Source organism: Bradyrhizobium sp. AUGA SZCCT0158 (genome assembly GCF_018130065.1).
In the GTDB taxonomy this organism is placed as follows: domain Bacteria; phylum Pseudomonadota; class Alphaproteobacteria; order Rhizobiales; family Xanthobacteraceae; genus Bradyrhizobium.
In genome coordinates this window covers 41647-60635 of record NZ_JAFCME010000010.1, presented here as the reverse complement: position 1 = coordinate 60635, position 18989 = coordinate 41647, and the positions used below count along the sequence as shown (strand labels likewise).

Annotated in this window: 20 protein-coding genes and 1 pseudogene; 13 read left to right on the top strand and 8 right to left on the bottom strand. The window is 62.8% G+C overall.

What is annotated here, in order from left to right:
- Positions 1-125: 125 nt before the first annotated feature.
- The gene (gene clpA, locus JQ574_RS16270) at positions 126-2540 is read left to right on the top strand and encodes an ATP-dependent Clp protease ATP-binding subunit ClpA (RefSeq protein ID WP_192733728.1); all 2415 of its coding nucleotides are present in this window, start codon (positions 126-128) and stop codon (positions 2538-2540) included.
- Positions 2541-2749: 209 nt separating this feature from the next.
- A complete protein-coding gene (locus JQ574_RS16265; RefSeq protein ID WP_249119389.1) occupies positions 2750-4351 on the top strand; it encodes a sensor domain-containing diguanylate cyclase in 1602 nt (533 codons plus the stop codon).
- Positions 4352-4375: 24 nt separating this feature from the next.
- Here JQ574_RS16265 and JQ574_RS16260 read toward each other — a convergent pair whose 3' ends face one another.
- Entirely contained in the window at positions 4376-4747 is a 372-nt protein-coding gene (locus JQ574_RS16260; RefSeq protein ID WP_212212407.1) for a PilZ domain-containing protein, read from the bottom strand.
- A gap of 277 nt (positions 4748-5024) precedes the next feature.
- Between JQ574_RS16260 and JQ574_RS16255 the strand changes: the two genes are divergently transcribed.
- Both JQ574_RS16255 and JQ574_RS16250 read left to right on the top strand, forming a co-directional pair.
- Positions 5025-6260 carry a tetratricopeptide repeat protein gene (locus JQ574_RS16255; RefSeq protein WP_212212396.1) on the top strand — a complete coding sequence of 412 codons (1236 nt, stop codon included), beginning with the start codon at positions 5025-5027 and terminating at the stop codon, positions 6258-6260.
- A complete protein-coding gene (locus JQ574_RS16250; protein ID WP_212212393.1) occupies positions 6260-7357 on the top strand; it encodes a lipopolysaccharide assembly protein LapB in 1098 nt (365 codons plus the stop codon). Before JQ574_RS16255 ends, JQ574_RS16250 begins: the two co-directional genes overlap by 1 nt.
- Before the next feature lie 364 nt (positions 7358-7721).
- Here the strand turns inward: JQ574_RS16250 and JQ574_RS35135 are convergent.
- A pseudogene (locus tag JQ574_RS35135) lies at positions 7722-7892 on the bottom strand (hybrid sensor histidine kinase/response regulator); the annotation flags it as partial.
- Between JQ574_RS35135 and JQ574_RS16245 the strand changes: the two are divergent.
- The 8 genes from JQ574_RS16245 (at position 7891) to JQ574_RS16210 (ending at position 12841) form a co-directional block, all read left to right on the top strand.
- Complete coding sequence (locus JQ574_RS16245) at positions 7891-8154, top strand: hypothetical protein (RefSeq protein ID WP_212212390.1); 264 nt, start codon at positions 7891-7893, stop codon at positions 8152-8154. The pseudogene JQ574_RS35135 and the gene JQ574_RS16245 overlap by 2 nt on opposite strands.
- Before the next feature lie 78 nt (positions 8155-8232).
- Positions 8233-9180, top strand: coding sequence for a lytic transglycosylase domain-containing protein (locus tag JQ574_RS16240; RefSeq protein ID WP_212212387.1), 948 nt, complete (start codon positions 8233-8235; stop codon positions 9178-9180).
- Between the two features lie 94 nt (positions 9181-9274).
- Positions 9275-9706 carry a nuclear transport factor 2 family protein gene (locus JQ574_RS16235; protein ID WP_212212384.1) on the top strand — a complete coding sequence of 144 codons (432 nt, stop codon included), beginning with the start codon at positions 9275-9277 and terminating at the stop codon, positions 9704-9706.
- A 106-nt stretch (positions 9707-9812) separates the two neighbouring features.
- Complete coding sequence (locus JQ574_RS16230; RefSeq protein ID WP_312014650.1) at positions 9813-10550, top strand: AzlC family ABC transporter permease; 738 nt, start codon at positions 9813-9815, stop codon at positions 10548-10550.
- Positions 10547-10903 carry an AzlD domain-containing protein gene (locus JQ574_RS16225; RefSeq protein WP_212212381.1) on the top strand — a complete coding sequence of 119 codons (357 nt, stop codon included), beginning with the start codon at positions 10547-10549 and terminating at the stop codon, positions 10901-10903. The genes JQ574_RS16230 and JQ574_RS16225 overlap by 4 nt, the downstream gene beginning before the upstream one ends.
- Positions 10904-10961: 58 nt before the next feature.
- Positions 10962-11933 (top strand): tripartite tricarboxylate transporter substrate binding protein, encoded by a 972-nt coding sequence (locus tag JQ574_RS16220; protein WP_212212378.1) that lies wholly within the window; start codon positions 10962-10964, stop codon positions 11931-11933.
- A 3-nt stretch (positions 11934-11936) separates the two neighbouring features.
- On the top strand, positions 11937-12428 hold the full coding sequence (tsaA, locus tag JQ574_RS16215; protein WP_212212375.1) for a tRNA (N6-threonylcarbamoyladenosine(37)-N6)-methyltransferase TrmO: 492 nt from the start codon (positions 11937-11939) through the stop codon (positions 12426-12428).
- 17 nt (positions 12429-12445) lie between these two features.
- Positions 12446-12841 carry a hypothetical protein gene (locus tag JQ574_RS16210; protein WP_212212372.1) on the top strand — a complete coding sequence of 132 codons (396 nt, stop codon included), beginning with the start codon at positions 12446-12448 and terminating at the stop codon, positions 12839-12841.
- An 89-nt stretch (positions 12842-12930) separates the two neighbouring features.
- Here JQ574_RS16210 and JQ574_RS16205 read toward each other — a convergent pair whose 3' ends face one another.
- From JQ574_RS16205 to JQ574_RS16190, 4 genes are all read right to left on the bottom strand, one after another.
- Entirely contained in the window at positions 12931-13359 is a 429-nt protein-coding gene (locus JQ574_RS16205; RefSeq protein WP_212212369.1) for an HIT family protein, read from the bottom strand.
- A 48-nt stretch (positions 13360-13407) separates the two neighbouring features.
- Positions 13408-14655: a GNAT family N-acetyltransferase gene (locus JQ574_RS16200; RefSeq protein ID WP_212212367.1), complete on the bottom strand. Its 1248-nt coding sequence runs from the start codon at positions 14653-14655 to the stop codon at positions 13408-13410.
- 137 nt (positions 14656-14792) lie between these two features.
- Entirely contained in the window at positions 14793-15539 is a 747-nt protein-coding gene (locus JQ574_RS16195; RefSeq protein ID WP_212212365.1) for a glycerophosphodiester phosphodiesterase, read from the bottom strand.
- A gap of 12 nt (positions 15540-15551) precedes the next feature.
- On the bottom strand, positions 15552-16019 hold the full coding sequence (locus JQ574_RS16190; protein WP_212212354.1) for a RidA family protein: 468 nt from the start codon (positions 16017-16019) through the stop codon (positions 15552-15554).
- A gap of 249 nt (positions 16020-16268) precedes the next feature.
- Here JQ574_RS16190 and JQ574_RS16185 point away from each other — a divergent pair, with 249 nt between their 5' ends.
- Entirely contained in the window at positions 16269-17138 is an 870-nt protein-coding gene (locus tag JQ574_RS16185) for a cell envelope integrity EipB family protein (RefSeq protein ID WP_212212352.1), read from the top strand.
- 126 nt (positions 17139-17264) lie between these two features.
- On the opposite strand, the gene JQ574_RS16180 is transcribed toward JQ574_RS16185, so the two are convergent.
- Both JQ574_RS16180 and JQ574_RS16175 read right to left on the bottom strand, forming a co-directional pair.
- Positions 17265-18563 (bottom strand): DNA polymerase IV, encoded by a 1299-nt coding sequence (locus JQ574_RS16180; RefSeq protein ID WP_212212350.1) that lies wholly within the window; start codon positions 18561-18563, stop codon positions 17265-17267.
- Entirely contained in the window at positions 18560-18859 is a 300-nt protein-coding gene (locus tag JQ574_RS16175) for a DUF3572 domain-containing protein (RefSeq protein ID WP_212212462.1), read from the bottom strand. Before JQ574_RS16175 ends, JQ574_RS16180 begins: the two co-directional genes overlap by 4 nt.
- Between the last annotated feature and the right edge of the window lie 130 nt (positions 18860-18989).

The window sequence follows — 18989 nt, the reverse complement described above, 5'->3', positions numbered from 1 at the left end:
CCACTGTTCACGGAACCTGTCTTTCGCCACGATCGTGCGTAACTATATGACACGGGACGACGAAGGTTGTTGTTGCCTGACCGGGTAATGGCGATCATGATGACCGGGGGCCACAGAGGACGCGAATGCCAACTTTTTCCCAAAGCCTTGAACAATCCCTGCATCGTGCGCTGGCGATTGCAAACGAGCGGCATCATCAATACGCGACGCTCGAACACCTGCTGTTGTCGCTGATCGATGACTCGGATGCTGCCGCGGTCATGCGTGCCTGCAGCGTCGATCTCGACAAGCTGCGCACCAGCCTCGTCAATTATCTCGAGACCGAATTCGAAAATCTGGTGACGGACGGGGCCGACGACGCCAAGCCGACCGCCGGTTTCCAGCGCGTGATCCAGCGCGCGGTGATTCACGTCCAGTCGTCCGGTCGCGAAGAAGTGACCGGCGCCAACGTACTGATCGCGATCTTCGCGGAGCGCGAAAGCCACGCCGCCTATTTCCTGCAGGAGCAGGACATGACGCGGTACGACGCGGTTAATTACATTAGCCATGGCATTGCCAAGCGTCCCGGCGTTTCCGAGGCGCGGCCGGTTCGCGGCGTCGACGAGGAGACCGAGACCAAGGGCAACGAGGACGCCAAGAAAAAGGGCGAGGCGCTCGATACCTACTGCGTCAACCTCAACAAGAAGGCGCGCGACGGCAAGATCGATCCCGTCATCGGACGCAACTCCGAAATCAACCGGGCGATCCAGGTGCTGTGCCGCCGGCAAAAGAACAATCCGCTGTTCGTCGGCGAAGCCGGCGTCGGCAAGACCGCGATCGCCGAAGGCCTTGCCAAGCGTATCGTCGACTCGGAAGTGCCGGAAGTGTTGGCCGCGGCGACCGTGTTCTCGCTCGACATGGGTACGTTGCTCGCGGGCACGCGCTATCGCGGCGACTTTGAGGAGCGGCTCAAACAGGTTTTAAAGGAACTGGAGGCGCATCCGAACGCGATCCTGTTCATCGACGAGATCCACACCGTGATCGGCGCCGGCGCCACTTCCGGCGGCGCGATGGATGCATCCAATCTGCTCAAGCCGGCGCTGGCATCGGGTACGATCCGCTGCATGGGCTCGACCACCTACAAGGAATACCGCCAGCATTTCGAAAAGGATCGCGCGCTGGTGCGCCGGTTCCAGAAGATCGACGTCAACGAACCGACGGTGGAAGACGCCATCGCGATCCTCAAGGGCCTGAAACCCTATTTCGAGGATTACCACCGGCTGAAATACACCAACGAGGCGATCGAGGCCGCGGTGCAATTGTCGTCGCGCTACATCCACGACCGCAAGCTGCCGGACAAGGCGATCGACGTGATCGACGAGTCGGGTGCGGCGCAGATGCTGGTGGCCGAGAACAAGCGCAAGAAGACCATCGGCATCAAGGAGATCGAGACCACGATCGCGACCATGGCGCGGATTCCGCCCAAGAGCGTATCGAAGGACGATGCCGAGGTGCTCAAGCATCTCGAGCAGACCCTGAAGCGCGTGGTGTTCGGCCAGGACAAGGCAATCGACGCGCTGTCGGCGTCGATCAAGCTGGCGCGTGCCGGCCTGCGCGAGCCGGAAAAGCCGATCGGCTCCTACCTGTTCTCCGGTCCGACCGGCGTCGGCAAGACCGAAGTGGCAAAGCAGCTGGCGGCGTCGCTTGGCGTCGAGCTCATCCGCTTCGACATGTCCGAATATATGGAGCGGCACACGGTGTCGCGCCTGATCGGCGCGCCTCCGGGCTATGTCGGCTTCGACCAGGGCGGCCTGCTCACCGACGGCGTGGACCAGCATCCGCATTGCGTGGTGCTGCTCGACGAAATCGAGAAGGCGCATCCGGATCTCTACAACGTGCTGCTGCAGATCATGGATCATGGCCGGCTCACCGATCACAACGGCAAGCAGGTCAATTTCCGCAACGTGATTTTGATCATGACCACCAACGCGGGTGCGGCCGACCTCGCGCGCCAGGCCTTCGGCTTCACGCGCAGCAAGCGGGAAGGCGACGACCACGAAGCGATCAACCGGCAGTTCGCGCCGGAATTCCGCAACCGCCTCGATGCCATCGTCTCGTTCGCCCATCTCAATGCCGATGTCATCGGCATGGTGGTGGAGAAGTTCGTGCTCCAGCTCGAGGCCCAGCTGGCCGATCGCGACGTCACCATCGAATTGTCGGAGCCCGCCAAGGCCTGGCTGATCGAACATGGTTACGACGAGCAGATGGGCGCGCGTCCGATGGCGCGCGTCATCCAGGAGCACATCAAGAAGCCGCTCGCCGATGAAGTGCTGTTCGGCCGGCTCAAGGGTGGCGGCCATGTCCGCGTCGTGCTGATCAAGGACGAGGCGGAAGACAAGGACAAGATCGGCTTCGAATTCGTCGAAGGGCCGGTGACGCCGAAGCCGGAGAAGCTGCCCGGTGCGCGCAAGCGCGCCACGCCGCGGAAGCCGAAGTCGGGTCCCAATGGCGGGGGCGGCTCCAATGGGCCGGCCTCGCGGGGGCCGCTGGTCAAGGTCTGAGCGGCGAGGATTTACGCATCAACGAAGCCGGCGCGTCGCAAGACCGCCGGCTTTTTGCTGGGCGATTGCCGGCTTCAATTGCCGTTAACTGGTCGTTAGCAATGGGATGAGGCTGGCGCCCGTATAAGCGCGCTCAGAACCTACCAGTTAAGCCAGTTTAGACCATGCGCCCGTTTTAATTGGGCCAGGCAAAACTGGAAAACGCTGCCATGTCCGAACAGAAACCCCTGCCGCGCGGCCGGACCTTCCTGGCCGGCAAGGTGATCTCCAATTACGGCCAGTCCACCATCGACTGCACCGTTCGCCGGATATCCGACACCGGCGCCGTGATCGAAGTGGAGACCGTGCTCGGCATTCCCGAGCATTTTCATCTGCTGATACCAGGCGAGGGCGATCCGCTTCCGTGCAAGCGCTCGTGGCAGTCGGAGAAACAGATCGGCCTCGTGTTCGACGTGGAAGACGTCAAGGCAGAAGCGGCCGAGGCCGGCCTCGATGGATCAAAGGGCGCTGATCAGATCATGCGGAGCCAGACGCTGGCATTGCGGGCGGCGCTTGATGTCATGGACGTCGGCGTGGTCCTGCTCGACGCCGACATGAAGTCTCAGTTCATCAACCGCGCCTTCCGCCGCATGTGGGCCTTGCCGGACGCTACAGCCGATCGAAACCCGTCTTTCGTGGCGCTCCTGTATCATGGCCGCGACACCAAGGCTTACGAGATTGAGCCCGCCGCGATCGATCGTCACATTGCCAATCGCGTCCGCACGGTAAGGGAAGGCGACGCCACGCCGATCGACGTGCGCCTGACCAACGGCGCTGTGGTGCGGGTTCAATGCGCGAGCCTGCCGAACGGCGGCAGAATTGTCACCTATTCCTACGTGACCGACATCGTCCGTCATATGGACGAGCTGGAAGTGTTGCGCAGCGCCCTCGACAATGTGTCGGAAGGGATCATCATGCTCGACAGCAATCTCAACGCGCAGTTTCTCAACGGCAAGATCCGGCAGTATTGGGCGTTGACCGAAGCAGAGGCGGACAGCCGTCCTTCCTTCGAGTCGTTGCTCAGAAGAGCGCCCCACGCGGGCGCCCGCATGCCGCCGGACGAGCTGGACGCCTTCTGCACCGCCCGCCTTGCGGCGATCCGGGATGTCAGCGAGCCGGTGCGGGTTTTGCAAACCGCCGATGGCCGCCACATTCGGGCGCATTGCACGGCGCTGAAAAACGGCGGCCGGATGCTCACCTTCGTGGGCATCACCGATCTCGTCAACAATGCGCGGAAACTGGAGGAACTGGCGACGACGGATTCGATGACCGGCCTCGCCAACCGCCGCCATTTCATGGCGCTCGCCGCGGCGGAATGGAGCCGGTTTCAGCGCTACTACCGGCCGCTCTCGGTGCTGATGATCGACGTCGACCACTTCAAATCGGTGAACGACCGCTACGGCCATGCGGTCGGCGATGACGCGCTGGTCGCGGTCGCCAATGCCTGCCTGGAGAGCAAACGCTCGTCCGATATCGTCGGGCGGATCGGGGGCGAGGAGTTTGCGATGCTGTTGCCGGAGACCGATCTCTATCAGGCGCGGATCGTGGCGGACAGGATTTGCAAGGCGGTCGCCGCCAGCAAGTTGCAGGCTGACGAGGTCCCGTTCAAGGTCACGGCCAGTATCGGCTTTGCGGCCGCGACCGTGAGCATGCCGGGATTTGAGGCCTTGCTGAAAGCGGCCGATCAGGCGCTCTACCAGGCCAAGGATCAGGGGCGCAATCGTATCGTTGGTTGGTCGCCGCCGCCGGCGACAAAACTCGCCGCGGAGTGAGGCGTAAGATGCGAAGGCAACCCGTCAGCGTTCGCCGAGCAATTCGTTGATGCGGCGCTGAAGCTGTCGCTTCTTGATTTCGCTCTTGCGCAGCCGCTCCTCCAGATCGGAAACCGGCTCGGGGGCTTGGCCGCTAAAGGCAAGGCCGACGAAATTGTCGCGCCACCACACCACCTTGGCGAGGAAGGAGCGGCCTTTCCGTGCGATGCGAAGCGAGATCTGCTCCTTCGGCGAGATCTGTTCCCTTAGCAGGTCGGCGGTGTTGCTGAATTCGACGCTGGCGCCCTTGTCGGAGATGTTGCGAACGATGCATTCACGGCTCGCACCGTTCTCGCCGATTTCCGCGACGCCGCCGTAAATCACCTTGTCGCGCGCGTTCTCGCGTCGGTCCTGCATCGATATCTCCCAATCAAAGGAAGACTTTTACGCCGCTTTATCGGCCGCGAAAGGCTTTGGCCGGCAAAATGCAGCGTTAACGTAAACCGACATCGGCCGCGATGGCGGCGATTCAGGGCCGTGCGGGCCCCTGGGTAGATCCGCCCGGACAAAAGTCGCCTCTGAAGCAGGTTAATCCGCCGGAAACGCGAATTGGATAAAATCCGGAATATCTCGTTGGCCCTATTTTATCACCTCAAGCTGTACCTCTGCTTCCGTTCAACGACGGGAAGTTGGTATGTTTCGGCGCGGTGGTATCGCACTCTGGGTGCTCGTCGTACAGCTGGCCCCAGGTCCGTCGCTCGCGGCTGACCAATGTTCGCTGGAACTCCTGCAGGCCAATGCGGCCCGGGCTGCCGAGGTCTGCACGTTGGTGCTGAACGCGGACGAGACCACGACGGCCTCCCGGGTCGCTGCCCTGAAGATCCGCGGCCGTGCCATGCAGCGTTTGGACCGCTATCCCGATGCCATCGCGGACTATGAGACGGGTCTGCGGATCGCTCCGGATGATGCGGAACTGCATTTGCGCCGCGGCTGGACGGCGTATGAAGAACTGCGCCGTGGAGGAGGATCTTATTTCGATCCGGGGCTTCAACCTGCGCTCGATCTCGCGCTCAAACAGGCCGCTCAGGCATTGAGGCTTAAGCCCGACTACCCCGATGCTTATCGTCTGATTGGTGTCGCGTTCGCAATGGCCGGTCCGGACAAATTTGCCGAGGCGAAGGCGGCTCACGATGAGGCGATACGGTTGGACCCGAACAACCCGGAAATGTGGTTCAGTCGCTTGATCATGCTGGAAGAAAATCGTCGCTTTCACGAAGCGATTCAGGACGCTGACGTTATCCTCCGGCTGCCCGCAGATCTGATTACCAAACCGCGGGCGGCGGAATCCTATTTGAAGTCGACCACCCACCGCATCGCAACAGCGATAAAGCGGGCCGAAATGCTCAGGAAGCTTGGACGGACAAACGAGGCTTGGCAGGCCTATAATATGGCGGCCGAGCTTGATCCCGATCCGATCACATACTCCCGGCGTGCCGAATTCAGGCTGTCGCAGATTGGTTTTTTTCCAGGGATGCCACCGCCACCCTTGGATGCCGTTCAGGCCGATCTTGATAAAGCGCTTGCACTCGATCCTGATTATTGGGTGAGCCACGAGCAGCGGGGGTACCTTCTTGTTATCCGTGAGCAGCACGACGCGGCCGCCACGGAATTCGCCCTTGCTCTCAAGCAATATCCCGAGAACGGGGGCTTGCGCTGGTCCTATGCGCTGGCACTACGAAAACTCGGACGAAGCGAGGAGGCGGCAGGGCAGGGGATCACGGCCTTCCGGATGGACCGCGGTTTCATGTTTCAGAAACTCGGCATGTTGAGGAGGCTCGGCTATCTCGCGGCCATTGCGCCGGATGCAGATCCGCGCCCGGCGATCATGGACGCGGCTCGCGCCTGCATGTTGGACGAAAGGTGCGGCTGATGAGGCAGCTTAAGTCGATCGGATGTTGTGCGGCCATCGTCATGGCCGGGGCACTTGGGTCTGTGCCGGCACAGGCGGCAGAGTCTGAGCAGCCGGAGGCAGGTTTCATTGAGCTGCGCCCCAATCCCTGCATGCTCGCAAAATATACAGGGGGCAAAGCGTGCCAGTTGCCGGAACTCGCCGCGGGCGGTGATGTCGGGCAGCAGGCGGCCGCGCGCCTCAGCCGTGCCCAGTTCTACATTGATATGGGAGACAAGCAGAACGCATTCGTCGAGGCTGATGAAGCGTTGAAACTCGCCCTGGACGACGTGGATATTCGTCATCTTGTCGCGCGCCTGGCGATGTCGGCCGGGGACAACGCCCGCGCCGAACGCGAATTTGCAATCGCGCTGCAACAACGGCCTGACGATGCGAACATTCAGGCATCGAACGCGACACGTTTCCTGCTCACGAGCGAAACACAAGCGTTGCGCGCGTTCGACAAGATTGTGTCAGCGTTTCCCAAGCATCGCTATTCGCGGAAGTCGCGTGCGAAACTGTTGATGGACGCAGGGCGGGCTAAGGAAGCTATCGCCGATCTGGATGTCCTGCTCGCGGAGGACAGTCGCGATCCCAATCTGCTCGCGCTCCGCGGCAACGCCAACATCAGAGCGGGTAACGCGCGGCAGGCGGTGACCGACTTGACCGAAGCGCTCAAGCAGGATCCGGGGCGATACGATCTGGTGAGCGCCCGGGCTATCGCAAACGAAATCCTTGGCGACGACAAGGCGGCGCTGGCTGACTACGACACGCTTCTGGGACCGATCAGCGGCGGTCCGCCGAAATATGCGATCGGCGGCGACGAACTCGCGAAGTTTCGAATGCAGCGAGCATTCGTCTCGGTCCGCCTGAAGCGGTTTAACGATGCGGCGGTGGAAGCGGTCAATGCCTTGGAGGCGGGCGGTCGCCGCTCGTTCTTGCGGGCGCAAATATTTCTGCGTCAGAACGGCTTTCCGGAAGTCCCGCTCGACGGTCAGCCGTCGGAGGATCTCAGAAAGGCAATTCAAGCCTGCATGGCCCTGAATTCCTGCTTCGAGAAGGTCAGTGGCTCACTCTAGGGGTAAGATTATGGTTGGACGCGTCTCAATATCCAGATTGCTGTCGATTGGATTCGTGCTGGCTGGCGCCGTCGATGGACCATCCTTCGCTGAAGGCGCCGCAATCGAATCCAGATTGAAGGGGACCTACACGGCCTGGTGCGCGAAACACGGGTCGCTGTGCATCAGCCGGGCAGACGATCCCGCGATGACGAACGGCTCGTTCAAGCATTTCGAGACAACCTATCGCACCGCCACGCCGACCGGACCTGCCAGCGCCGTCCCGATCAGCGTTGCGAGATCCGAGCGCCGGTAGGGCTTGGCAAGCAGCAGGACACCCCGGATCAAGCCGGCCATGGTGAATGATCGAATTCTCCGTGTAGCCTCGGCGTTTTGAAACGAAGATCGCGAGCGCGAACGGGATCGAAAAGTACGCCAGCGCGATCGCCGCGTCCGATACGACGTGCAGCCAGATCAGTTCGGGTTCCCACAAAAGGCATATTCCGCGCGGAGCATAGATCGACGTATTCAGGAGACGCTCGAAGAATGCCATCATGCCTGTCACCGTCAGCTGCGATTGGTTGTGGGTGGCTTTCGGTATTGACGATTTCGGGGCCAATTGCCTCGCGGTCGGCAATTTCGGCTTCGCATTCCCGGCGCGCGCGCGAGGCCCTGATCGTGGGGCGGACGAGTGGTTCGTCCTCAACGGTGGCAGGCCCGAAATGACCAGCCTTCCGCAAGGACGGGACGCACGCGTCAATTTGTTCGTGCGAATTGCAGTTGATCGGATTTTTCCACGAATCACTGAAACTATTTGAAATATTAGGGCTAAGTTCCTCAATTTTCAGGGTCGTAGTACGGTGGGAACAGGTCGAAGGCTTCGCACTGGATTGTGCATGTTGGCGACGCTGGCTTGCCTGGGGCAGGCTGCTGCCGAAGACACAAAATCTGAGGCGGCGCGGCCAAGTGTCGAGGAACCAGCAGCGCCCCCAGAAGCGACACCTGCAGAGAAGCCCAAGGAGACCGCGCGCGAGAGCAATACGCGCGAGGCGCTGTGCCTGATGGTGGAATCGGCGGCGAGGGCGGCAAACCTGCCGCTGGAATTCTTCGCGCGCGTGATCTGGCAGGAGAGCCGCTTTCAATCCGATGCGGTGGGGCCGATGACCAGGAGCGGCCAGCGCGCGCAGGGCATCGCGCAGTTCATGCCGGGAACCGCGAACGAGCGGCGGCTGCTCGATCCCTTCGATCCCGTGCAGGCACTACCGAAATCCGCCGAGTTCCTCAGCGAGTTGCGCGATCAGTTCGGCAATCTCGGCTTAGCTACGGCGGCCTATAATGCCGGCCCGAGGCGGGTGCAGGAATGGCTCGCCGGCACGGGATACATGCCGCAGGAAACCCGCAACTACGTCGTCGCCATCACCGGCTCAACGGTCGAGGAGTGGGCGACCGCGGGACGGAACGGCAAGATGCCGGAAGCCGCGCCAGCGTCCAGTTGCCGCGAACTGATGGCCTTGCTCAAGCGCGCGCCCAATCCCTTCGTGACGGGCCTCGAACAGCGCATCACGCTCTCCGCCGCGAAATTGTGGGGCGTGCAGCTCGCTGCTGGCTTCAACCGCGACAAGGCGCTGGCCATGTATGCGCGCGCGATGAAGCGACTGAGTGCTGTGATCGGCGACCAGGACCCGAGCCTGCTCAGTTCCGTGATGCGCAGCCGCGGTACCCGAGCCTTCTACCAGGTGCGGATCGGCGCGGACACGCGGCCGGCCGCGGATGATCTCTGCAACCGCATCCGCCGCGCCGGCGGGGCGTGCTTTGTGCTGCGGAACAGGGGCGTGCCGGGGTGAATTCACCTGGTGGATGGCGATTATACAATCGATCGATTGGACGAATAGAGTGCGGCTCAGGCATCACCGTTGCACCCACAACGGAGAATTCAACATGGGAACCATCGAGAACAAGGATACCATTCGCCGCATCTATCAGGCGCTGGAGACCGGCGATCGCAGCGTGTTCGGGGCGTCCGTGCATCCTGACTATGTCTGGCGCTTTCCGGGCCACAGCAGCTGGTCGAAACGCTTTAGCGGACAGGAAGAGGTCCGCACCAAGCTGCTGAAACCGCTGTTTGCGCTGTTCGCGACCGAGTATCGGGCGCACGCCATCAATCTGGTCGCCGAGGGCGATTACGTGGTGGCCGAAGTGCGCGGCGACGTGCAGACCAAGCGCGGCCAGCGCTACAACAACGAATACTGCTTCGTGTTCAAATTTCGCGGCGACAAGATCGCCGAGGTGGTCGAATATTGCGATACCGATCTCGAAGAGCGCGTGCTGGGCAATTACGATGACGCCGTCGGGCGGATGGCGGCGTCGTAAGGCCGCGGACGCGCGGCTGCATGCCAGCCCTGAGGCGGGCCGCGCTTGACGGCGCCTTGTTTCACTCCCGTTATGCCTGCCAGGATTCACCCCCGGCCGGCTTTACGTGGCGCTCCCTCCGCTCGACTCCGTGACATGGCAAAGCCCGTTGCGCGCCTTCGCATTGGGGATGCGCTCGGTTGCGACGACGGTTCTGACCCTGGTGCTGTTTGCGACCTATGTCGGCATCGGCGCGCTGGCGCATGACAGCCATTTCAGCCTGGGGTGGGTGCTCGGCAGCACGGTTCTGGTCTGGGCGGGCCCGGCACAGATCATCCTGATTACGACGCTGGGCTCGGGGGCAACGGTGGTGCAGGCCGCGATCGCGGTCGCCGTCAGCGCCATCAGGCTGTTTCCGATGGTGGTGTCGGTGCTGCCGACCATGCGGACATCAGGCACCAAGCGTCGTCATCTCTTGCTCGCGGCGCATTTCATCGCCGTCACGCTCTGGGTCGAGTGCCACCGGCTGTTGCCGCTGGTGCCGCGCGAGCGGCGCATCGCGTTCACGCATGGGCTCGGCTGCGGACTTCTCTTGGTCTGTCTGGTCGCGACCACGGTCGGCTACGGCCTGGCCGCCAATCTGCCGGTGCTGTTCGCCGCGGCGATCCTGATGTTGACGCCGCTGGCGTTCCTGCTTTCCACCGCGCGCAACTGCCGGCAGATATCGGACGTGCTGGCGCTGGTGCTCGGGCTCGCGCTGTATCCGCTCGTCGCAACTCTGCAGACCGGCGTCGATATCCTGATCAGCGGTGTCAGCGCGGGCACGATCGCCTACGGCGCGCACTGGTGGCGGGCGCGCGCATGAGCGACTGGCTCGCAAATTTTCTGGGTGACCCCCACGCGCTGCTGGTGCTTGTCGTCGCAGGTTTCCTGCCCAACGAGGTCTGGCGCATGCTCGGGCTGTGGCTCGGCGGCGGCGTCGACGAGGGCTCGGAAGCGCTGATCTGGGTGAGGGCGGTGGCGACCGCGATCCTCGCCGGCGTCATCGCGCAGATCCTGGTGCAGCCGCCGGGCGCGCTCGCGAGCGTGCCGGACTGGCTGCGCTACGGCGCGGTCGCCGCAGGCTTTGCGGTGTTCATGCTGACGCGGCGGTCGATCTTTGCCGGCGTCGTTTCGGGCGAGGTCGCGTTGGTGGCGGGAAAATGGTGGCTCGGTTGATTGCAGGTGCCGCATAATCCGGTACTGTTCCTCCAACTCAGAAACGGCGAGGAACAGCATGAATTGGCGCGCAGTGGCGGCTTTGGCCTTTGGTTTGGTTACAGCCGCGCCGCAAGGGCAGGCGGCCGAATATCCGAGCCGCGCGATCAAGCTGATCGTGCCCTATGCGGCAGGCGGCCCGACCGACGTGCTCGGCCGCATGGTCGGCGAATATCTCAGCCGCGACCTCAAGCAGCCGGTGGTGATCGAGAACAAGGCCGGCGCGCAGGGCGCGATCGGCGCCGAGGCCGCGGCGCGGGCCGAACCCGACGGCTACACGCTGTTCTTCACGGCGGCATCGATCTTCGTGCTCAACCCGATGCTGTACAAGAAGCTGCCCTATGATCCGCAGCGGGATTTTCGCATGCTGGCCCTGATCACCGATTTGCCTGTGGTCATGGAGGTTCATCCTTCCGTGCCCGCCAAGACGGTCGCGGAGTTCGTGGCTTACGCGAAACAAAACCCCGGCAAGCTCAATTTTGGATCGGCCGGCACCGGCGGCACCATTCATCTCGCCGGCGAGATGTTCAAGCAGATGGCCGGCGTCGACATGGTTCATGTCGCCTACAAGGGCGCAGGTCCGGCGCTGACCGATCTGATATCGGGCAACATCCAGCTGATGTTCGACACGCTCGGCACCGCGCTGCCGCCGGTGAAGGGCGGGTTGCTGCGGGCGCTCGCGGTGAGCTCGGCGCAACGAATCCCCGATCTGCCCGACGTTCCGACGATGGCCGAGAGCGGCTATCCGGACTACGGCGTCAGCGTCTGGTACGGCGTTTCAGCGTCGTCAAAACTGCCTGACGATATCGCGCAAAAGATCACCGCCAGCCTCGACAAGGCGCTTGGCGATGATACGTTCCGCGCCTCGCTGGAGAAGGTCGGCTTTCCGCCGCTGCGGCCGCGCAACCCGGCCGAGATCGACCAGTTCATCGCGACCGATCGCGCGCGCTGGGCGGGCGTGATCAAGGCGCTCAACATCTCACTGGATTAGGATATGGTTCGGGAAAGCGAAATCCGCGAAGGCGAACTCGCCGTCGATATGCCGCCGGCGCGCGACGCCGGCCTGGTTTTCATCGGGCGCATCCGCACGCCCTGGAAATCGCGGCTGGAAACCCCGCGGCAGGGCCGTCACGACGGCCCGGTCTGCCGGCTGGAGATTTTCGAGCCCTGGGTGCCCGCGATCAAGGGCGTCGACTTCTATTCCAATCTCGAAGTGATCTACTGGCTGCACCAGTCGCGCCGCGACCTCGTGCTGCAAAGCCCGAAGAACAACGGCAATACGCGCGGCGCATTCTCGCTGCGCACGCCGGTACGGCCCAACCCGATCGGCACGTCCATCGTCAAGCTGGTCGGCGTCGAGGGCAATGTGGTCCTGGTGCGCGGCCTCGATTGCCTCGACGAGACGCCGCTGATCGACCTGAAACCGGACCGCTGCGAATTCACGCCGCTGGCGCCGCCGCAGGCCGGCGATTTCGAGACGGAGTGAAGGATCGTCGAGGGCAAATGCTTTTGCGCTTCGTTCTGCCGCGTTCTCATCCCGACACGGGTGCCGAGGAAGGCATCTTCGGTGCCGCATATGAGCTGCGCGAAGGCACTCTCATATCTATTTCGGACAGAGATCCGTTGGAGGGGCTGCTGGCCTGGTTCCGCGCCAATCTCGCAGTACCGCAGCGATTCAATACCAGTAAGTCGAAGGGTTATTATCGCAAAAAGACCGCCGGAATATCCTGGCTTAAACCTACGGCGACCGAGCACATCGCCAAAATGCGTGAGTTGATCGCCATCCTCGAGAGGAATGGATATCAAGTATCCCAAGTTACTACCGACAGGCCGGGATACATCGTTTTCGAAGACGACCATCAAGTCGTCGCAGAACCGTTTCGCGGCGACCAACGATAGAACTCCAAGTTCCGTCATTGCGAGGAGCGCAGCAAGCAATCCATATCTCAGCAAGTGGATTGCTTCGCTTCGCTCGCAATGACGGGTAACTACCCCTTCAGCGCCGCGATCAGCTTGGTCGCGTTGTCTTCCAGCACCTTGACGTCTTCCTTGCGGCTGGCGGGCGGCAGCATGGCGACGCCGTCGTGGCGTGGCAGCACGTGCATGTGGAGGTGGAAGACGACCTGTCCGCCGGCGGGTTCGTTGAACTGCTGGATGGTGATGCCGTCGGCCTTGAACGCCTTCATCGCGGCGGCGGCGATCTTGTGGGCGCCGCGGGCGACATGGGCGTAGTCGTCGGGCGTGATGTCGAGGATGTTGCGGGCGGGGGCCTTCGGCACCACCAGCGTATGGCCGGGCGAACGCGGCATGATGTCGAGGAAGGCGAACACATGCTCGTCCTCATAGACCTTGTGGCAGGGAAACTCGCCGCGCAGGATCTTTGCGAAGATGTTGTTGGTGTCATAGGCGGCGGACATGGTGGCTCCCTTAGGTTTGGTCTCATTCTCGGATCGGTATTGTAAAGGTCAAGCCTCGTCGGCGGCCTTGCGGAACGGCCCCGCCTCGGTGAGTTCCCGCCCGACCTCGGCCACATAGGCGCGTTCGCGCTTCAGATAGTCCGCGATCGCCCGGCGCAGATCGGGATCGGCGATGTAATGCGCCGAATAGGTCGTCTGCGGCAGATATCCGCGCGCCAGCTTGTGCTCGCCCTGGGCGCCAGCTTCCACCGTTTTCAGGCCGCGCTCGATCGCAAACTCGATGGCCTGATAATAGCAGACCTCGAAATGCAGGAACGGATGATGCTCGACCGCGCCCCAGTTGCGGCCAAACAGGGTATCGCCGCCGATGAAATTGATGGCGCCGGCGATCCAGCGACCGCCCCGCCGCGCCATCACCAGCAGTACGTCCCGGCTCATGCTCTCGCCGATCAGCGAGAAGAATTTTCGCGTGAGGTAGGGCCGGCCCCATTTGCGCGAGCCGGTCTCCATGTAGAACGCAAAGAAGGCGTCCCAGGCCTCCTCGGTGATACCAGCTCCGGTCAGGCGGTGGATGGTGATGCCGGCGGAGACGGCCTCGCGCCGCTCGCGCTTGATCGCCTTGCGGTGGCGGGAGTTCAGCGATCCCAAGAAATCATCAAAGGTCTTGTAGCCGTCATTGTGCCAGTGGAACTGCTGGTCGGTGCGCTGCAGGAATCCCTGGGCGCCGAGAAACTTCGCTTCCGCCTCGGGGGCAAACGTCACGTGCACGGAAGAGGCGTTGGTGGCGTTGCACAGCGCCATCAGACCTTGCGAGAGCGCCGTCCCGATCCGCTCGTGGTCGACGTCGCCGCGGATCAGCAGGCGTGGACCGGTGGCGGGCGTAAACGGCACCGAGGCCTGCAGCTTTGGATAATAGCGGCCACCGGCGCGCTCATACGCGTCGGCCCAGCCGCGGTCGAAAACATACTCGCCCTGCGAATGAGATTTCAGATAACAGGGAACGATGCCGGCGATCTTGCCATCGAGCCGGGCGAGCAGATGCCGCGGACCCCACCCGGTGCGGGCGCAGGCCGAGCCGGAGGCCTCGGCGGCGGCAAAAAAGGCATGTGAAACGAACGGGTTATAGGCAGGTTTTGAGTCGGCGCACGAATCACCTGACGCGCCGGGTGAAGCCAGCGTGTCGAGGTTTTCGAGGCTGTTCGGATCGCCCTTCGGATTGGCGCAGGCGTCCCATTCCGCAGCCGGGATATCGCTGGCGGAGGGGACGGCTTCGAGGGTGATTTCGGATGACGCCATCGAGAATTCGCAGCCGGTCCCTTGCGATCAGCCATCGCGATGGTGACCAAGTCAGGCAAAGATGTTGCATTGCGCCCGTGACTTCAAGGCCATGCGGTGCGGATCAGGTTCCTGGCGGGAAACTCCGAGCAGGAACTTCAAGGAACAAACCCCTCAAAGATCATCTGGTCGGCATATCGGGCGGCGCTGGCGCGCTGGTCCGGCGTGCGCACGGTCCAGGTCAGCAGCGGCAGGCCGAAAATATTGCGGGCGATCCAGGGCGCGGCCGCCGGCAGTTCGTTGACCCAATAGGCGACGAAATGCGGCCGGGTGCGGAAGGCGTGGCGCAGATGGGTCATGCCCCGGCGCTGCGCCGCCGACGCCTCCGGCCATTCGTCCTCGGTATATTCGCGCTCGGCCACGATGCCGCGGGGCAGCGAGGGGATCAATTCGCGCAGCGCCAGCACCTGGTCGGGGTCGAACGACATGCCGACTGCGGGTCCGGAATAGGTGGCGAGCACCTCGGCCATCCGCTTCACCAGCCTGCGATCGCCATCGAAATGGCTTTTGACCTCGATCACCAGCGGTACGCGGCCGGCGACCAGCGCGCAGAGGTCGCTGAGCGTCATCATCCGCTCCGGCGTGTTCTTGAACTTCACGGCCTTCAGTTCGGCCGCGGTCTTGCCGAGCAACGCGCCCGAGCCCTCGGTGAGCCGGCCGAGCGCATTGTCATGGTGCACCATCGCCTCGCCATCGGCGGTGAGCTGGATATCGACCTCGATCGAGAAGTTTCCTGCGATCGCCGCCTGCACCGCGCCCGGCATGTTCTCGAGGATGCCGCGCGCGGCATCATGCAGGCCGCGATGGGCGACCGGCCGCGCCGTCAACCAGTCAGGTGCAGACACTCCGAATTCCCCTCAGGAGACCTCGAACACGCCGTCGACTTCGACCGCCGCATCGGAGGGAAGGGAAGAGACGCCGACGGTGGTGCGGGCATGGCGGCCCTTGTCGCCGAAGGCGGTGACCATCAGGTCCGAAGCACCGTTCAGCACCTTCGGCCCGTCGAAATAATCCGGCGCCGAATTGACGAAGCCGCCGAGGCGGACCACGCGCACCACCTTGTCGAGATCCCCGAGCGCGGCCTTGATCTGCGCGAGCAGGTTGACCGCGCAGCCCTGTGCGGCGGCATAGCCCTGTTCGGTCGTGACGCCGGCGCCGAGCTTGCCCTTGGCGATCAGCTTGCCTTCGGTATCGGCGCACACCTGGCCGGAGACGAACAGCAGGTTTCCGGTGCGGACGAAGCCGACATAGTTCGCCATGGCGGCGCGGGGCTCGGGCAAGGTGATACCTTGTGCCGCCAGCTTCTGTTCGACCGTACCCGCCATGTTTCGTCCCCGTTTGAATTGACCACACCTGAACCTTTTCAGGTCCGCTTTGTTTCGCGCATCGCGTCCGTGGTTGCAAGCGAGGGTGGATTGGAGGCGAACACCCGCAAGCGGCGGCAATTCCGAGAAACAGGCCGGAAAACGTGGCATTCCGACGTCAAATTCCTACGATTTCGTGACACCGCCCTAGTTGCGACGCAATAGAGCCGACAGTAATGTATCGAATCTTCCGCTGCACAAGGAGAACACATGGCTCGACCGTTCCGGATTCCGCCTCGTGCTTGGGTGCTGACAATCGCAGCCGTTGCAACAGGATCGGTTTTCCAGGCCGGGCCAGCGCTGTCAGCCGCAAGCGGGCCATTCCTTGCCCATCAGGCGCTCTACGAACTCAACCTGGTCAAGTCGCGCGGCTCCAACGCCATCAGCGGCGCGCGCGGGCGCATCCTCTACAATTTCTCCGGCAGCGCCTGCGAGGGCTACACCTCCGAATTCAGGCAGGTGTCGGAGCTCGACAGCGGCGAGGGCAAGCTGACGCTCAGCGATTTGCGCTCGACGTCCTGGGAGGATGCGGCAGGCAAGAGCTACCGCTTCAAGATCGACACGCGGATGAACGATACCGAATCCGCCCCGGTCGACGGCGTTGCCGAGCGGACCGGCGATCACATCACGGTCAAGCTGAAGCAGCCGGTGGCCAAGACGTTCAACCTCGAAGGCAAGATCGTGTTCCCGACCGAGCAGATCCAGCACATCATCGCGGCCGCGCGCGAAGGCAAGTCGGTGCTGGAACTGATGGTCTATGACGGCTCTGACAATGGCGAGAAGGTCTACAACACGCTGTCGGTGATCGGGCAGCCGATTCCCGGCACCAAGACCATCGCTTCGCCCGATCCCTCCACCGCGAACGACCAGATGAAATCGCTGACGCGCTGGCCGGTCACGGTGAGCTATTACGACCGCGACGCCAAGGCCAAGGATGGCGAGCAGACGCCGGTTTATGCGATGTCGTTCGAGCTATTCGAGAACGGCGTCTCCCGCGCGCTGATGCTGGATTACAATGACTTTGTCATTTCCGGCGCGATGGGGAAGTTTGACGTCAGGGATTCCAAGCCTTGTAAGTGACGGGTTGGTCGTCGGTGCTGCACTGAATTCCGTCATGCCCGGGCTTGTCCCGGGCATCCACGTTTTTGGCGCCGCGAAGAAGGAAGACGTGGATGGCCGGGTCAAGCCCGGCCATGACAAGATTAGTTACTCTTCCTCTTCCTCCTCTTCCTGCACCGGCCCCTTGTACGCAATGCCCCTGATCACGGCCGCATTGCCGAACTTCTTCCTCAGATCATCCATCGCGCGTTCGGCGTGGGCCGAGCGGCGATCCAGCATGTCGGTGTCGTCGGCCTGCGAGCCTGCGCGGAGCGCGCTGACGCCGGTGCCCATCAGGCGAAAGGCGGTGCCGTCGATCTCCTTCGCCAGCAACTCACGGGACACCGCAAAGATTTTTGCCGCCAGTTGTGTCGGCGCCTGGATCGACTGCGAGCGGGTGCGCTGCCTGAAATCGGCGGTCTTCAATTTCAGCGTGATGGTCAAACCGGAAAGGTTGCTGCTTTTGAGGCGCGATGACACCTTCTCCGACAGCCGCCACAGCGTTCGCTCCAGCGTCGCGAAATCGCGGATGTCGTTATCGAAGGTGGTTTCGTTCGAAATGGTCTTGGCGCCGCGATCGGGCACCACCAGGCGGTCGTCGATGCCGCGCGCCAGCCGCCATAGCCTGCGGCCTTCGCTGGCGAACTGCTTCATCAGATCGACCTCGTCGGCGCGCTGCAGATCGGCGATGGTGCGAAAGCCCCGCTGTTGCAGCTTTTCCTGGGTCGCAGGGCCGACGCCATAGATGAAGCCGACCGGCCTGTCGGCCAGCATTTCGCGGGCTTCGTCCTGGTCGAGGGCGGCAAAGCCGCGGGGCTTGTCGAGATCGGAGGCGATCTTGGCGAGGAACTTGTTGCAGGACAGGCCGACGGAGACCGTGATGCCGATGTCGCGCTCGACGTCGCGGGCGAAGCGCGCCAGCACTTTTGCGGGAATCATGCCGTGAACGCGCTGGGTGCCGGAAAGGTCGAGAAACGCCTCGTCGATCGACAGCGGTTCAACCAGTGGCGTCAGCGTCTGCATGGCGTGGCGCACCTCGCGGCCGACCCGGACATATTTGGCCATGTCCGGCCGAATCACGATGGCGTTGGGACAAAGCGCCAGCGCCTTGAACATAGGCATCGCCGAGCGCACGCCAAACGTCCGCGAGATGTAGCAGGCGGCCGACACCACGCCGCGCTTGCCGCCGCCGATGATGACCGGCTTGTCGGCAAGTTCCGGGTTGTCGCGCTTTTCCACCGTCGCGTAGAACGCGTCACAATCGATATGCGCCATCGCCAGCGCCGGCAACGCATGGTGGCGAACCAGGCGAGGCGAGCCGCATTCACCGCACCGCCTGGCCTTGATGTCGAGGTCGCCGAGGCAATCCCGGCAAAAACAGCGCGGCCCCTGCGCCAGCGCGCTCACGGCACGTCACGCTCCCAATGCGGGTCGCCCAGCACCTGACGGGCGGCGGCGATGTTGGTCGGATGGAGCTCGGAGGCGGCCGCAAACTCCTTCACGGTTGCGTCATCGCGCATCACGAAATCCAGCACGCTGGCCAGAAATTGCGGGTCGGCGGCGGCCGTCCGGAGCGTCTCCGGGCCTAAACCGCTCTCGGCCAGAAACAGGCCCAGCCGCTCCGGATCGGACGCAATGAAGGACAACGCCTGAACCGCAACGATTTCAGCTACTTCCCGGGGGTTGTGAACAGGCTTTTTCAACAGACGGGTTTGCCTTTCCGTTAACTTATGGTCTCTAGTTTGACGGCCATCATGCCCGAGTCTGCGGAACGTGTTCAAGCAAGTGGAAACCGCTTCGCGAAAAGATGGCACTTGTTAGTAGAAAAACAGG